The sequence below is a fragment of the Novosphingobium tardum genome (genome assembly GCF_042652045.1).
In the GTDB taxonomy this organism is placed as follows: Bacteria; Pseudomonadota; Alphaproteobacteria; order Sphingomonadales; family Sphingomonadaceae; genus Novosphingobium; species Novosphingobium tardum.
This window is the reverse complement of the sequence record NZ_JBHSDR010000003.1, coordinates 747,146-761,233: the sequence shown is the minus strand read 5'-3', so window position 1 is coordinate 761,233 and position 14,088 is coordinate 747,146. Positions and strand designations below refer to the sequence as shown.

The following is a 14,088-nucleotide window of genomic DNA, read 5'->3' as shown; positions in this document are numbered from 1 at the left end:
ACTGGTGGTCTCGATCGGAAGCGAAACCTGGCGCCCACGCTCAGACGCAGGCGTAGATGTCGTACTCGTTCGTGCCGTAGCGATCGGTGAGTGGCGCCGTGAGCCAGCGGCGGCAGCGCTCCTGGAGATATTTCCGCACCATCGCGTCGGTCTCGACGTTCAGGTAGTCGTTGCGCAGACCATGCGCACGCACGATCGTCGTGGGTCGCCAGGCCAGGACCTTGCGCACCTCGCCCGCCGTATCGAACTGGCTGGTGTTGCGCTCGGGCGCGTAGAACAGGTGCAGCGGAAAGATCAGCGGCGTCGGCGGGTATGAGCCGGTGAGCGGATAGAGAAAGACCGGGCCTTCGAACACGAACAGCCGCGGTGCGGGGTCGCGCCCCATTATCTGGCCCACCAGCGCCTGCATCTGGGCACGCGAGGTTGCACGCTGGCCGAGCTGCTGAAGCGGCATCGCCGACAGGACTGCAAGGACGACGAGACCGGTCAGCACCGTCCCGCGCCGCCACCCCAGCGCCATCGCCGCCGCCACGCTCGTCGGCAGGATCAGCGGGAGCGCGTAGTGGTCGATGAAGTTCGGCACGCTGGCAAAGCCGACGAGGGCGGCGCCAAGCCAGCCGATCAGGAACCAGCGGGCGATCCCCATCGCGCGGCCCAGCAGGGTGAGCGACAGGACAGCAGGGACCAGTGTCGGTGCGAGGAACAGGGCAAAAATGGCAAGCCGCCGCGCCTGGTCGTCGCCAAGGAGATAGGCTTTGCGCATGTTCGAGATGACCATCGCCTGCCAGAACGCGTCGAAGTGGCCGAGCGCGAGGTAGGCCGCCGCAAATGCGAGCATCGGCGCCGCCCCTGCGAGCGCAAGGACCAGCGCACGCAGTGCCAGCCGCGCCGGCCCCGCACCCTGCCGCCAGGCGCTCCACAGCGCAAAGCAGCCCAGCCAGATCCCCTCGAACACCGCCGTCTGTTTGAACGTGATCGCGCTGCCCGCCAGCAGCATCGCCAGCACTTCGTCGCGTTGGCTCCGCGCGTCGTTTCGCGGTTGCGCGGCGCCGCGGAAGACGAGCAGCGCCGCCGCGGCCATCGGCAGGTTATAGAACACCGGCGCGTTACCCGCCCCGCCAGCGAACAGCGGCAGCAGCGCGATGTAGAGCAGGCCGGCGATGATCGCCCCGGCCACCGGTGCGAAACGACTGGCCAGCCGGATCACGAGATAGCCCGTCGCCGCGGCGAACAGCGCCGCGATCGCCTGGTAGGCGACCACGCTGCGCGACAGCCCGGCGATGAGATAATAGACGAGGAACAGGCCCGGTCCCTTGCGGTCCCAGACGCCGACATAGGGCAGGAACCCATCGTGCATCCGCTGGCCGATGGTGAAGAAGAGCTGCTCGTCGGGAAGGTAGTTGGGATCGCCGAACACCGGCGCGCGGGTCAGCAGGGCGATGAAAAGGCACAGCGCGAACTGCACGCGCCGGTCGTGCGGCCATGCGGCGCTGAAGCGACTGTCCATGCCCTTAATTCCCCCGCCTCGCCGACACCGAAGCCTATGGCACAGCTTCGCCGGGCGCGGGAAGGCACTTGCTGGAAACGAGAAAATCACCCTCCGGGATTGAGACTCCGGCGGCCGCGCGACGTCCACCCTTTCGAATGGTCACTCCCTCCCGCCCCCCGCTCGCCCCTCCCTCGACGCCGGCGGCGCAGCGCGCCGCAGCGTTGCAGCTGATCGCCGGACGTTATGCCGAAGTGCATGGCGCGACGATTTCCGCCCTATTCGACGAGCTCCTGACCGAGCCGCTGGGAAAGGGCGAGCCGGCGGCCGTCTGCGGCTATCGCCGTGCGACGGCGGGGCCGCTGTTCCTCGAGAGTTATCTCGACGAGCCGGTCGAGACGGTTCTTTCGTTGAGCCTTGGGAGGACGGTCGCGCGCGGCGACGTGGTTGAGATCGGCAATCTTGCCGCGACCAATGCCGGGGCGATGGTTTCGCTCTGGGCGCGCGCCGCCAACGACCTTGCCGGAAGCGGCGAGATCGCGGTCGCGGTATTGACCCTCCCACTTCGGCGGATGTTCGGCCGGCTTGGCATCAACCTGATCGAAATCGCGCCGGCGCGGCCCGAACGCCTGGGCGAGGACGCCGTGGCCTGGGGCTCGTACTACCAACGCGATCCGCGGGTCTGCGCTGGACTCATCGCCGAGGGGAGCGCGCAACTTCGCCGCTTTGCGCCCGTTTCGCGGGGGCGCTGCGCATGACCATGATCGCTCGCGCCATCGCCCACCATGCCAGCCAGTCCCCATCCGGGATCGCGTTGACCGACGACACCGCGACGTTCGATTGGGCGGAGCTCGACGGGGCGGTGCAGACGCGCGCCGCCGCCTACCGCCGCGACTTGGCCCCGGGACGCGCGGTCGCCGTCGAGATGGGCCAGTCGATCGAGCAGTGCATCGTCGACCTGGCGCTCCTGATGGCGGACCTGCCGGCGCTTCACCTGCCCGGGTTCTTCACCCAACAGCAACGCGACCACGCCCTTGCCGCCGCCGGAGCGCAGGCGCTGATCCGCGACGCCGAAACCGGCGACGGCAGCACCGTCGAACCCCTCGGTAACACTCCGGTCGCGCTGCCCGATGTAACGGCCAAGATCACGTTCACAAGCGGATCGACCGGCGCCCCAAAGGGTATCTGCCTGTCGACAACGCACCTCGAAAGTGTCGCCGCAGCCGTCGTCGCGCATGTCGGCGCGGACCACGCCGGACGTCACCTGCCCCTGCTGCCTCCCGGCATCCTGCTCGAGACCGTCGCGGGCTTCTATCCGATCCTCCTCGCGGGCGGGACTTACCTTCCGTTCGCGGCGAGCGCGCTCGGGCTGGCCAGCCCCTTCAAGCCAGACCCGGGCGCCATGCTTTCGGCCATTTCGCGGACCCGAGCCACCTCGCTGATCCTGGTGCCCGAGCTTCTGCGCGTCCTGGTCGAGGCGATGGAGGCCTGCCACGCCCGCTTGCCCGCGCTGACCCTGGTCGCGGTCGGCGGGGCGCGGCTTGCCCCTTCGCTGATCGCACGGGCGACCGACCTCGGCCTCCCCTTGCGACAGGGCTACGGGCTGACCGAATGCGGTTCGGTAGTGGCGCTTGAGGATGGCAGCGAGACCGTTCGCGGGACGGTGGGCCGCAGCATAGGCGTCAACCGGATCAGCCTCGCCGACGATGGCGAGGTGCTGATCGACGGGCCGCTGTACCTCGGCACGCCGGGCGAGACGCGCGAACCGGGCCCGCTGCGCACCGGCGACTTGGGGACAATCGACGACCACGGCCGGCTGACGATCACCGGACGCAAGTCGAACGTGATCGTCACTGGTCACGGCCGCAACGTTTCGCCCGAGTGGATCGAGAGCGAGCTTTGCGCCCAGCCAGGCGTGCTTCAGGCGATGGCTCACGACGATGACGCGGGCGCCATCGGAGCGTTGCTGGTGACCGCACCCGGCACCGACGCGGCGGCGGCGGTCGCTGCCGCCAACTCCTCGCTACCCGAGTACGCGCAAATCGGCGCGTGGCGCGAAGTGCCGCCGTTCCTCCCCTCCGCCGGCCTGCTCACCGGCAACGGGCGGTTGCGGCGCGATGCGATCGCTCACCGCTACTTGCGCGGAGCGGACGCGATGGGCTTCTTCGACCGGTTGGTGTCCGAAACCGCAAGCGACGCGGCGGCGATGCTTCACGTTCCGCAACTGCGCTCGGGGCTTGCCGGGGCGATCGACCGCGATGCCTACGTCGCCTACTTGACCCAGGCATATCATCATGTGCGCCACACGGTGCCGCTGATGCAGGAGGCGCGGGCCCGCCTGGGCCATCGACCGCTCCTCGTCGCCGCGCTCGACGACTACATCGCCGAGGAAACGGGCCACGAGGAGTGGATCCTCGACGATATCGCCGCCGCTGGCGGCAATCGCGCCCAAGCCGCCGCGAGTGCGCCGGATCCGGCGACCAAGGCGATGGTCGACCATGCCTACCAGACGATCCGCCACGGCAATGCAGCGGGCTTTTTCGGCATGGTCTATGTCCTCGAAAGCACCAGCGTGGCGCTGGCGAGCCACGGCGCCGATGCGGTGCGCAGCGCGCTGGGGCTGCCGCCTGAGGCCTTCACCTACCTCACCTCGCACGGCGCGCTGGACCAGGACCACATGACCTTCTTCGCCGGGTTGATGAACCGGATCGACGACCCGGCGGACCAGGCGGCGATCGTCGCCATGGCCAGCAAGATGTACCGCCTGTTCGGGGGGGTGTTCGCTTCGATCCCGCTCGCGGGCCCTGCGCCGGTGAGGGAGACGGCCGATGCGTAGGCTCGACGGCCAGCAGGCGTTTGTGACCGGCGCCGCCGGAGGCATCGGATCGCTCGTCGCGGGCGGCCTGGCTGCGCTCGGCGCGCAAGTGACCGGGATCGACCGGGTCCTTTGCCCTTCCTGCCACCACACGATGGTCAGCGACCTGTGCGATGATGCCGCTTTGGCGGCGCTGGCGGCCGATCTTGCCGCGCGCCGCGTCGACATCCTCGCCAACATCGCGGGCATGCAGTACTTCGGGCCGCTGGAAAGCCAGCCGTCCGCCGCGATCTGGCGCGGCTACGCGGTCAACCTCATAGCCCCCGCCACGCTGATCGGCGCAGTGCTGCCCCAGATGCGCCGCCGTGGTGCTGGCCAGGTCGTGAACCTGGGATCGGTGATGGGGGCGATCAACTTCCCCTTCTTCGCCACTTACTCAAGCAGCAAGGCGGGCCTGCGCGGCCTGTCCGAAGGGCTGCGGCGCGAGGTCGCGGGCCAGGGAATCGCGGTAACCCACATCGCCCCCCGCGCGGTCCGTACTGCTTTCAACAATGCCGAGGTCAACCGCTTCATGGCGCTGACCGGAATGGCCGCCGACGACCCGGCCGTGGTTGCCCAGCGGATCGTCAGGGCGATTGCCGCCCGCGAGAAGGACGTCTCGATCGGGGTCAAGGAGCGCCTGTTCATCCAGCTCAACGCGGTCATGCCGCGCCTGATCGACGCCGGCCTCGCCGGCCAGACGGCCAAGGCCCGCACGATGTTTCCCCTCCCGGTCGAATGACCGGCACTTCCCCGCCCCAGAAAAGGACAAGCTTTCCCATGCGTACCCTAGGCCGAAAGGTTTCCGCCGCCCTCCTCGCCATTGCCGCGGCCCTGCCCGGCGTGGCTGCCGCATCCGACAACCCGGCGATGCATGCCGACGTGATGCACATCAACAACCAGTGGGCGCACATCCGCTACGAGGTGACTGACCGCAACCAGCAGTTCCGCCAGCTCGCCGCGCTCGCAGTCCAGGCCAAGGCCACCAGCGCCCGCTATCCGGGCGAGGCCGAACCCCTGCTGTGGCAGGGCATCGTGGTGAGCGAGGAAGCCGCGCGCGCCAGCCTGATCAACCAGCTCGGCCTCGCCAAGTCGGCGCGCGACATTCTCCAGCGCGCTCGCGCGATCGATCCCGACGTCGGCAACGGCGGCGGAGCGATGAGCTTGGGCGTGCTGTACTACAAGGTCCCCGGTTTTCCGATCGGCTTCGGCGATGCGAAGAAGGCGCGCGCGATGCTGCAATCGGCGCTGGCCCACGATCCGAACGGACTCGACGCCAACTTCTTCTACGCCGATTTCCTTGAATCGCAGGGCGATCATGCCGGCGCCAAGACTTACCTCGCGCGTGCCCTGCGCGCGCCGGTCGACCACAACCGCCCGGTCTGGGACGCGGGCCGCCGCGCCGAGGCGCGTACCCTGTTGGCCAAAGTCAGCCATTGAGCCAGGCCGCGTCCATTTCCGGCCAAGGGGGTGCGGCGCATGCGCTGGGGCGGCAGCTTGCCTCCCCCAGCGGCATTGCGGGCAGCATCGTCGGCGTGGCGATGGGCCTGCTCAACGCCCGCCCGACCAGGCTGGTGATCGATGCGGCGGAGATATCGGCCGATCACCACGTGCTCGATGCGGGCTGCGGCGGGGGGCAGGCTCTCGCGCTGGTCGCGCCGCGCTGCGCGCATGCCTGCGGTTTCGATGCCTCACCGCTGATGGTGGAGCAGGCGCGTGCGCGCAACCGCCACGCCATCGCCGCCGGACGGGTATATATCCAGCGCGGCAGGTTCGATGACGTGCCGTTTCCAAGCGGTTCGTTCGACCGGATCATTGCCGCCAACGTCGCTTATTTCTGGACCGATTTCGGCAAGGTCATGGCCGAGTTCGCGCGGCTGCTGCGCCCCGGCGGCCGCGTTGCGATCTATGTCACCGCCGCTGAATCGATGCGCAACTGGCGCTTTGCCCAGACCGGCACGCATCGTCTCTTTGATCGCGCGTCGCTCGCCGCGGCGTTGGCTCCCCATTGCGGCGACGCGTTCCACCTCGACGTCGACCAAGCTGCGGTGACGCGACGGATCAGCGGCATCATCGCCACGCTCGACCGGATCGACGCGCGCGCCGGTCCGGCCGGAAAATAATCCGCCCTGCTGATGCGAGGGAACGCGTCCGGCGGCGTCACCGCGGCGTGAGGGTCTGCTTTCTCTTCAATCACGACCAGATTCATCAGGTTGCGCACAGCCTGCCGATCGCGCTTGCCCTTGCCCGTGCGCGTCTGGGATTCGAGATTGTCGTCGCCACCACCAATCTCGCGCTCGCTGCCGAGGTGCGCCGCCTTGGCGGGCCCGGACTTGGCGATCTCGTCACGCTGGTCGACCTCGGCCTGCGCGGTCGCACCTCGCGCATGGCCGCCCGTTCGCTCGAGGCCGTGCTCCCGGTTTCCAAGATCCTCGTCTACCGCGACAACCTCGATTTCTTCCGCGGCCTCGACCTGCTGGTCGTCGCCGAAAAGACCTCCCTGATCCTCAAGACCCGCTACGGCCTCGATTCCCTGAAGATCATTCACACCCGCCACGGCGCGGGCGACCGGGCGATCGGCTTCGACCCCGCCAGCGCCCGGTTCGACCACGTGCTCGTCTCCGGCCCCAAGATCCGCGATCGGCTGGTTTGCGAATCCGGGGTCGATCCCGCACGAATCAGCATCGTCGGCTATCCCAAGTTCGACATCGCCGGCAGCGGCGGGCGGCTTCACCCGATGATCGAGGACGGAAGGCCGGTGGTGCTCTACAACCCGCACGTGTCGCCGCACCTGTCCTCGTGGTTCCGCTGGGGCCGTCAGGTGCTCGACTGGTTCGTCGCGCATGACGAGTACCATCTCGTCTTCGCGCCTCACGTGATGTTGTTTCAGCGGCCGTTCGTCCTGACCGTCGACCGCCTGCGCATCGACCGCCCGGGACAGATCGAGCCACGCTACTTGCGCGCGCCGAACATTCACATCGACCTCGGCAGCCGCGCGTCGACGACGATGCAGTACACCAACCGGGCCGACATCTACCTCGGCGACGTGAGCAGCCAGGTCTACGAGTTCCTGCGCACGCCGCGCCCCTGCCTGTTTCTCAACGCACACGGCACCGGTAGCGCCGACGATCCCAACTACGCCCACTGGCGCGCCGGCCCGGTGGTCGAGGACATGGGTGATTTCGGGGCGCTGCTCGCTCTGGCCCAGACTAGCCACCCCCACTTCTACCGCCCGATCCAGCAACAGCTGTTCGCCCACAGCTTCGATCTTACGCAGGAACCATCGGCGCAGCGCGCGGCACGTGCCATTGCGCGAACGATGGGCTATGCTCTGGTCGAACCAGCGGACGAACTAAGTGAAGCCAGTTGAAGCAGCGAGCGCCCCGCACAAGGGCATCGTCCAGCGAATCTTCCAGAACCTAGGACTCCTGATCGGCGGCAAGGCGACCGCCGGGTTGCTCAGCCTCGCCTACATGGTGATCGCCGCGCGGGCGCTCGGCCCCGCCGACTACGGGATGCTCGTCCTCGTCCATGGCTTTGCCATGACCGTGGGCGGGATCGTGGAGTTTCCCGGCTGGCACGCGGTCGTGCGCTACGGTGCGCAAGCCCTGGAAGATGCCGACGACGGGCGGCTGGTTCGGCTTTTGCGCTTTGCCGCCGGGGTCGAAGGCATCGGCGCCCTGCTGGCGATGATCACGGTCGCGGTCCTTTCGCCGATCGTCGGGCCGCGCTTCGGCTGGTCGGCCGAGGCTCAGGCCTTCGCCCTGCCCTACAGCCTCGCCGTGCTCGCCGCGGCTCGCGCAACGCCGGCGGGCTATCTCCAGCTCCTCGGCCGGTTCGACCTGTTGGGCGCGCATAACGCGGTGGCGCCGCTCGTCCGCCTGGCGGGCGCGGCGATCGCTGCATTGCTGGGCGCTGGGCTGACCGGGTTCCTGATCGCCTGGCTTGTCGCCGCGCTCGCCGAATGGGCCTCGCTTTGGGCGATGGGCGCGTGGCTCGCCCGCCGCAACATAGCCGCGCACCGCCTGCTCGGTCCCGCGCGCGGAGTGATCGAGGAAAACCCCGGCATCCTGCGCTTCATGCTCGCCGCCAACGCCGACATCACCTTCGGCGAACTTGCCGGGCGGATCGCGCCTCTCGCGGTGGGCTGGGTGCTTGGACCCGCCGCAGCCGGGCTCTATGCGGTGGCCCAGCGCGGCACGGTGGTGATCCAGCAACCGGCCCAGATCCTCGGCCAGGCCGCCTACGCGGAATTCGCCCGCACGGTCGCCAGCCACGGCAGGGCATCGGCGGTGCGCCGGGCGCTGGTCCGCTGCCTCGCGATCGCCCTGGCGACGGCGCTCCCGGTCGTGCTGATCCTGACGATCTTTGCCCGCCCGCTCGTCGTCCTCATCGGCGGCAAGGCCTTTGCGGCGGCGGCGCCGATCCTTATCTGGCTGGCCATGGCGCGCGTCATCATGCTTGTCGCCCCGCCGATCAGCGCGGCCCTCGTCGCGCTTGGGCGGCCGGTCCTTTCGGTCGGCGCGAATGTCGCCACCGGGCTCGGCCTCGTGCCGTTGCTGTTCCTGTTGATGCATCGTTTCGGCGTGATCGGCGCTGGCGTGCACGCGGTGATCCAGGCCATGGCATCCTCCGCCCTGCTCGTCTGGTTCGTCTGGCGGGCCAGCGCGCCGCATCCCGCGGCCGAGCCGGCACGCGCGGTCGAACCGGGTTGAGGCCGTTGCGGATCGCCTATGTCATCAACTCGCTCGAGGGCGGGGGCGCGGCCTTTCCCGTTCCCGACATTACGCGTGCTATGCGCGATGCGGGTGCAGAAGTGCGTATCCTGGCGCTGACCCGGCGCGACGGACGCGCGCTTGCGGCGATGGAGCGGGCGGGCCTGACCGTGCGGGTGCGCGAGGGCGGCGAGCGCGACCATCTCGCCGCTGCGCGCTGGATCGACCGCGAGGCGCGCGAGTGGGGGGCGACCCATCTCTGGACCTCGCTCACCCGGGCGACGCTGCTCGGCCTCGCGGTGGGCAAGCTGCGCGGGTTGCCCGTCGCAAGCTGGCAGCACAACGCCTTCCTCAAGCCCGCGAACCGCCGTCTGCTGCGCGCGATGCAGCCGCTCGCCGCGCTGTGGGTGGGCGATTCGGCGGCGGTGACCGAGCTTACCGCGCGCCGTCTCGCAGTGCCGCGGGACCGGCTGGCGTGCTGGCCGATCTTCGCCGCTCGACCCGACGCCCCGGCCGCGCGACCCTGGCGGCCGGGCGAGCTCCTGCGCCTTGGTAGCCTCGGCCGCCTGCACCCTGCCAAGGGCTACGACGTCCTGATCGAGGCACTGGCCATCCTGCACGCGCAGGGCTTCACGCCGCCCGTGCCGTTCGAAGTGGCGATTGCCGGCGAGGGCGCGGAACGTGCCGCGCTGGAAGCACAGGCGCGCGCCGCGGGGATCGCGAACCTCGCGTTCACCGGCTTTGCGGGCGATCCGCTGGCGTTTCTGGCAGGCCTGCACCTCTACCTTCAGCCCTCGCGGGTCGAAGGGCTGTGCATCGCTGCGCATCAGGCGATGCAGGCCGGTCTTCCGGTCCTTGGCACCGCGACGGGCGAGATGCCGCATACGATCGTTTCCGGCCGGTCGGGCGAGATCGTGCCGCCCGGCGACGCGCCCGCGCTGGCTGACGCGCTGGCCCGGTTGCTGGGCCGGCCCGAGAACCTCGCGGAGATGGGCGCTGCCTCGCGCGAGAGGGTGCTCGGCCGCTTCGGCCCCGAAGTATTCGCCGCGACCGGCGCCGCGCTGGTCGAACGGCTCGGGAAAGCGGCATGACCGAGGGAGCGACCGGCGGCCTCAAGGCGGTCTATCTCGACCACCGGCCCGCGCTGGCGCGCTATCTCATGGCGCGCGGGCTGCCCCGCGACGATGCCGAAGATGTGCTGCAGGACTTGTGGATCAGGCTCGACGGCGCGGCACCCGGCCCGGTCGGCGAACCGCGCGCCTATCTTTACCGCATGGCGCACAACCTGCTGCTCGACCGCCGGCGTTCCTCGCAGCGCCGCCAGCGGCGCGAGGAGGCATGGAGCGGCGAAGGCACCGGAATCATCTCGGAGACCGACGAGACCCCGTCATCCGAACGGGTCCTGCTGTCGCGCGAGCGGCTCGATCGGATGAATGCCGCGCTTGCCGCCTTGCCCGAGCGGACGCGCGGCATCTTTGCCGCGTTCCGGATCGAGGGCGAGACCCAGCAATCGATCGCGGATCGGCTGGGAATCAGCAAGAGCGCGGTCGAAAAGCAGATCTACCGCGCCTACCGGGTGGTGACGGCCACGCGCGCGTTGCTCGACGCCGAGGACGAAGACGGCACGCAAGGCGCGAATGAAGGTGCGACTCTGTCGCAGCCAGCGCGTCATGGAAGTATGAGGCACGATCATGACAGTTGAGCGGAACGACGCGCTGCGCGACGCCGCGATCGGCTGGCACATGCGCCTGCCGGAGGCCGACGCCGCGACCTGGGAAGCCTTCGCCGACTGGCTTGGCGCCGATCCGGCGCATGCCGCGGCATACGACGAGGTCGAGCTTGCGCTGGATGAGGCCGACGCCGCTTTGCATGCGGCGCCCACGGTGGTCGAGGTTCAGGCCTTGGCGGCGGCCAACGACGACGAACGCCCCGCCCGCCGCCGTCAGTGGATCGGCGGCGCGGTCGCCGCGGCGCTGGTGCTGGCGATCGGCTTCAACGCGATTCCGCGCAGCGACCCCTATACGGTCCAGACCGGCCCGGGCGAGACCCGCGCGCTGACCCTTGCCTCGGGCGACCGGATCGAGCTCAACGGCGGCAGCCGTGTCGTGCTGGACCGCAAGGACGCCCGCTTCGCCAGTCTTGAGCAGGGCGAGGCCGCTTTCACCATCCGCCACGATCCCGCGCATCCCTTTGCGCTCGAACTCGGCGACGCGCGCATCGTCGATCTCGGCACCGTGTTCAACGTCGCGCGCGACGAGGCCGGCGTTCGCGTGGCGGTGGCCGAGGGATCGGTCCGTTACGAGGCAGGCGGCGATACCGTCCGGCTTGGCGCGGGCCAGGCCCTGAGCGACGCTGGCGGCAGCGCTGCGATCGTCACCGCGCAGACCGACCCTGCCGCGGTCGCCGCGTGGCGCCAGGGACGGCTGACCTATTCGGGCGCGACACTGGCGCAGGTCAGTGGGGATCTTGCCCGCTCGCTCGGCGTGGCGGTCGTGCTCGACCCGTCGCTGGCGGACCGCAGCTTCACCGGCACGATCCGCGTCGGCCGCGATCCCGCGCTGGTGATGACCGATGTGGCGGCGTTGCTCGACGTATCAGTCAGCCATGGCGCGGCGGGCTGGCGGTTGCTACCACACGGGCGTGCGAACCGCTGATCATCTGCCGTACCTGGTAGGCGCTTCGCTTGCCGCCATCGTCGCTTCTCCCCCCGCCCTTGCCGCCGAAGCGGTACTGAACTTCACGGTCGCGCCGGGCCGGCTCGACCAGGCGATCGTCGCCTTCGCCAGCCAGGCCGGGCTGTCGGTCGTCTTTGCCGATCCCGCGCTTGGCGCGCGCCGCACGGCGGGACTGCGAGGCCGGTACACCGTTCGCGCGGGGCTTGCGCGGCTGCTTCAGGGCACGGGCACGCGTTTCGTCTTTATCAATCCCCGGACGGTGAGGATCGAGCGCGAGGCTGCCGCCGCGCCCGTTGCGCGTGCCGCGCCCGCCGCTCCGCCCGCTCCCGCTCCACCCACGGTCGGCGACGTGCCGATCATCGTCACCGCAAGCAAGCAGGGCACTCCGCTGGAACGCTATCCCGGCGCGGTCGAAGTGGTCGACCTTGGCGGGCCGGCGGGACGCGGGCTTCACCGCCCCGCCGATTCGGCGACGATCGTGGCCCGCCTGCCCGAGCTGACCTCCACCGAGCTCGGCTCGGGCCGCAACAAGCTGTTTATCCGCGGCGTCGCGGACAGCAGTTTCGACGGCAGCAGCCAGTCCACCGTCGGACAGTATCTCGGCGATGCGCGGCTGACCTACAGCGCCCCCGACCCCGATCTCAATCTCTACGACATCACCCGGGTGGAAGTGCTCGCCGGGCCGCAGGGCACGCTCTACGGCACGGGCTCGCTCGGCGGGATCGTTCGCCTTGTCCCGGCGCAGCCCGATCCGTCCGGTATCGCGGCGAGCATCCAGGCAGGGCTGAGCACGACCCGCCACGGTGCGCAGGGCAACGACCTGGCGGCAATGTTCAACCTTCCCCTGGGAAGCTCGGCGGCCTTGCGCGCGGTGGGCTGGCGAACCGTCGCCGGCGGCTACATCGACAATCCGCTGCTCGCTCGCCCCGACGTGAACCGCACGGTGACCGAGGGTGGACGGATCGCATTGCGCAAGACCGCAGGGCCATGGACCATCGGCATCGGCGCGGTGGTGCAGAACATCAACAGCGCCGACGGCCAGTACACCCTGCGCGGCGACCCCGCGCTGACCCGGTCCTCCGCCCTGCTCCAGCCATTCGACAACGACTATCGCCTTGGCTGGGCTCAAATGTCGCGGGCACTGGGCGGCGCGGCGCTCGTCTCGACGACCGCAATTGCACTCCATGACGTGACCAGCGTGTTCGATGCGACGATGCCCGGCGGTCCGCCGCGCAAATATTGCGAGGAGGCGCGCATCACCCTCGTCACGCACGAGACGCGGCTATCGGGACGTCGGCACGGGAGGCATGACTGGGTGGCAGGGATAAGCCTCGTTCTCAACAACGAGGCGGAACGCCGCGCGCTGGGCGATCCCGCCGCTCCCGCGCCGCTCGCCGGGGTTCGCAATACCGCCGCCGAGGCCGCGCTATTCGGCGAATATACGGTTCCGCTGGGATCGCGGATTGCGGTCACCTCGGGCGCGCGGCTCACGCTGGCGCGCGCCACGGGCGAATCCATCGGCGCCTTCGCCGTGCCGGGCGCGGAATTCGAGCGCGCGCACACCATTGTGCGGATCAACCCCTCGCTGGCCCTGTCGTGGACGCCCGGTGGCCGCCTCGTCGTCTTCGCCCGGGCGCAGCAGGGCGTGCGCGCGGGGGGGCTGGCAGTTCGTCAGGACACGATGCCGCCAACCGTCGAACGCTTTTCCAGCGATACCCTGAGGATGGTCGAGGCCGGCTTTCGCCTCGCCCGTCCGGGGATCGATACCCTCGCACTCAGCGCGACGGCCTTCGGCGCGCGATGGTCCAAAATCCAGGCCGATCTCATCGACGCCAATGGCCTGCCGACGACGGCGAACATCGGCAGCGGGCGGCTCATGGGCGCCGACGCGCGGCTGACCTGGCGCCCCACCCCTGCGTTGCAGATCGAAGCAGGGGCCTTCCTCGACCGCTCGACCCTGGACCGGCCCGCGCCCGCTTATGCATCGGCACAGGACCGCGACCTGCCCAACGTCGCCGAGGCCGGCGGCCGCGCCGCGGCGGCCTATCGCACCGCGCTGTCGCCGACGGTCGACCTGCAGGTGGATGTCAGCGGACGTTACGTCGGCCGTTCACGGCTGGGGATCGGCGCGCCGCTCGACGTGACGCAGGGCGGCTACGTGACCGGCGATGCCGGCGTGCGGCTCGCATGGGGCAAGCTTGGCCTGTCACTCGACGTGACGAACCTGGGCGACAGGCGCGCCAACCGCTTTTCCTTTGGCAACCCGTTCGGACTTGCCGCGCGCGATCAGCAGACGCCGCTGCGGCCGCGCACGATCAGGGCAGGCATCGACGCGCGATTCTAGCCCGCGCGCCGGGG

At 69.7% G+C, this 14,088-nt stretch carries 12 protein-coding genes; 11 read left to right on the top strand and 1 reads right to left on the bottom strand.

What is annotated here, in order from left to right:
• Positions 1 to 40: 40 nt before the first annotated feature.
• Complete coding sequence (locus ACFO0A_RS03855; protein WP_379537653.1) at positions 41 to 1,507, bottom strand: hypothetical protein; 1,467 nt, start codon at positions 1,505 to 1,507, stop codon at positions 41 to 43.
• A 137-nt stretch (positions 1,508 to 1,644) separates the two neighbouring features.
• Here ACFO0A_RS03855 and ACFO0A_RS03850 point away from each other — a divergent pair, with 137 nt between their 5' ends.
• Genes ACFO0A_RS03850 through ACFO0A_RS03800 form a run of 11 tightly spaced genes read left to right on the top strand, consistent with a single transcriptional unit; the run spans position 1,645 to position 14,074 of the window.
• The gene (locus ACFO0A_RS03850; protein ID WP_379537652.1) at positions 1,645 to 2,244 is read left to right on the top strand and encodes a thermostable hemolysin; all 600 of its coding nucleotides are present in this window, start codon (positions 1,645 to 1,647) and stop codon (positions 2,242 to 2,244) included.
• Positions 2,241 to 4,322, top strand: a complete 2,082-nt coding sequence (locus ACFO0A_RS03845; protein WP_379537651.1) for an AMP-binding protein — start codon at positions 2,241 to 2,243, stop codon at positions 4,320 to 4,322. Before ACFO0A_RS03850 ends, ACFO0A_RS03845 begins: the two co-directional genes overlap by 4 nt.
• Positions 4,315 to 5,082 (top strand): SDR family NAD(P)-dependent oxidoreductase, encoded by a 768-nt coding sequence (locus ACFO0A_RS03840; RefSeq protein WP_379537650.1) that lies wholly within the window; start codon positions 4,315 to 4,317, stop codon positions 5,080 to 5,082. Before ACFO0A_RS03845 ends, ACFO0A_RS03840 begins: the two co-directional genes overlap by 8 nt.
• A gap of 38 nt (positions 5,083 to 5,120) precedes the next feature.
• A complete protein-coding gene (locus ACFO0A_RS03835; protein WP_379537649.1) occupies positions 5,121 to 5,780 on the top strand; it encodes a tetratricopeptide repeat protein in 660 nt (219 codons plus the stop codon).
• Complete coding sequence (locus ACFO0A_RS03830) at positions 5,777 to 6,463, top strand: class I SAM-dependent methyltransferase (protein WP_379537648.1); 687 nt, start codon at positions 5,777 to 5,779, stop codon at positions 6,461 to 6,463. The genes ACFO0A_RS03835 and ACFO0A_RS03830 overlap by 4 nt, the downstream gene beginning before the upstream one ends.
• Positions 6,464 to 6,510: 47 nt before the next feature.
• Positions 6,511 to 7,710, top strand: coding sequence for a hypothetical protein (locus tag ACFO0A_RS03825; RefSeq protein WP_379537647.1), 1,200 nt, complete (start codon positions 6,511 to 6,513; stop codon positions 7,708 to 7,710).
• Complete coding sequence (locus ACFO0A_RS03820; protein WP_379537646.1) at positions 7,697 to 9,055, top strand: lipopolysaccharide biosynthesis protein; 1,359 nt, start codon at positions 7,697 to 7,699, stop codon at positions 9,053 to 9,055. Before ACFO0A_RS03825 ends, ACFO0A_RS03820 begins: the two co-directional genes overlap by 14 nt.
• A 5-nt stretch (positions 9,056 to 9,060) precedes the next feature.
• Positions 9,061 to 10,146, top strand: coding sequence for a glycosyltransferase family 4 protein (locus tag ACFO0A_RS03815; RefSeq protein ID WP_379537645.1), 1,086 nt, complete (start codon positions 9,061 to 9,063; stop codon positions 10,144 to 10,146).
• Positions 10,143 to 10,757, top strand: a complete 615-nt coding sequence (locus ACFO0A_RS03810) for an RNA polymerase sigma factor (protein ID WP_379537644.1) — start codon at positions 10,143 to 10,145, stop codon at positions 10,755 to 10,757. Before ACFO0A_RS03815 ends, ACFO0A_RS03810 begins: the two co-directional genes overlap by 4 nt.
• Positions 10,747 to 11,709 (top strand): FecR family protein, encoded by a 963-nt coding sequence (locus ACFO0A_RS03805; protein ID WP_379537643.1) that lies wholly within the window; start codon positions 10,747 to 10,749, stop codon positions 11,707 to 11,709. The genes ACFO0A_RS03810 and ACFO0A_RS03805 overlap by 11 nt, the downstream gene beginning before the upstream one ends.
• Positions 11,696 to 14,074, top strand: coding sequence for a TonB-dependent receptor (locus ACFO0A_RS03800; protein WP_379537642.1), 2,379 nt, complete (start codon positions 11,696 to 11,698; stop codon positions 14,072 to 14,074). Before ACFO0A_RS03805 ends, ACFO0A_RS03800 begins: the two co-directional genes overlap by 14 nt.
• Positions 14,075 to 14,088 lie beyond the last annotated feature (14 nt).

Coding starts and splice junctions, on each gene's coding strand:
- ACFO0A_RS03855 (WP_379537653.1), bottom strand. CDS start 1,507: ATGGACAGTCGCTTCAGCGCCGCATGGCCGCACGACCGGCGCGTGCAG.
- ACFO0A_RS03850 (WP_379537652.1), top strand. CDS start 1,645: ATGGTCACTCCCTCCCGCCCCCCGCTCGCCCCTCCCTCGACGCCGGCG.
- ACFO0A_RS03845 (WP_379537651.1), top strand. CDS start 2,241: ATGACCATGATCGCTCGCGCCATCGCCCACCATGCCAGCCAGTCCCCA.
- ACFO0A_RS03840 (WP_379537650.1), top strand. CDS start 4,315: ATGCGTAGGCTCGACGGCCAGCAGGCGTTTGTGACCGGCGCCGCCGGA.
- ACFO0A_RS03835 (WP_379537649.1), top strand. CDS start 5,121: ATGCGTACCCTAGGCCGAAAGGTTTCCGCCGCCCTCCTCGCCATTGCC.
- ACFO0A_RS03810 (WP_379537644.1), top strand. CDS start 10,143: ATGACCGAGGGAGCGACCGGCGGCCTCAAGGCGGTCTATCTCGACCAC.
- ACFO0A_RS03805 (WP_379537643.1), top strand. CDS start 10,747: ATGACAGTTGAGCGGAACGACGCGCTGCGCGACGCCGCGATCGGCTGG.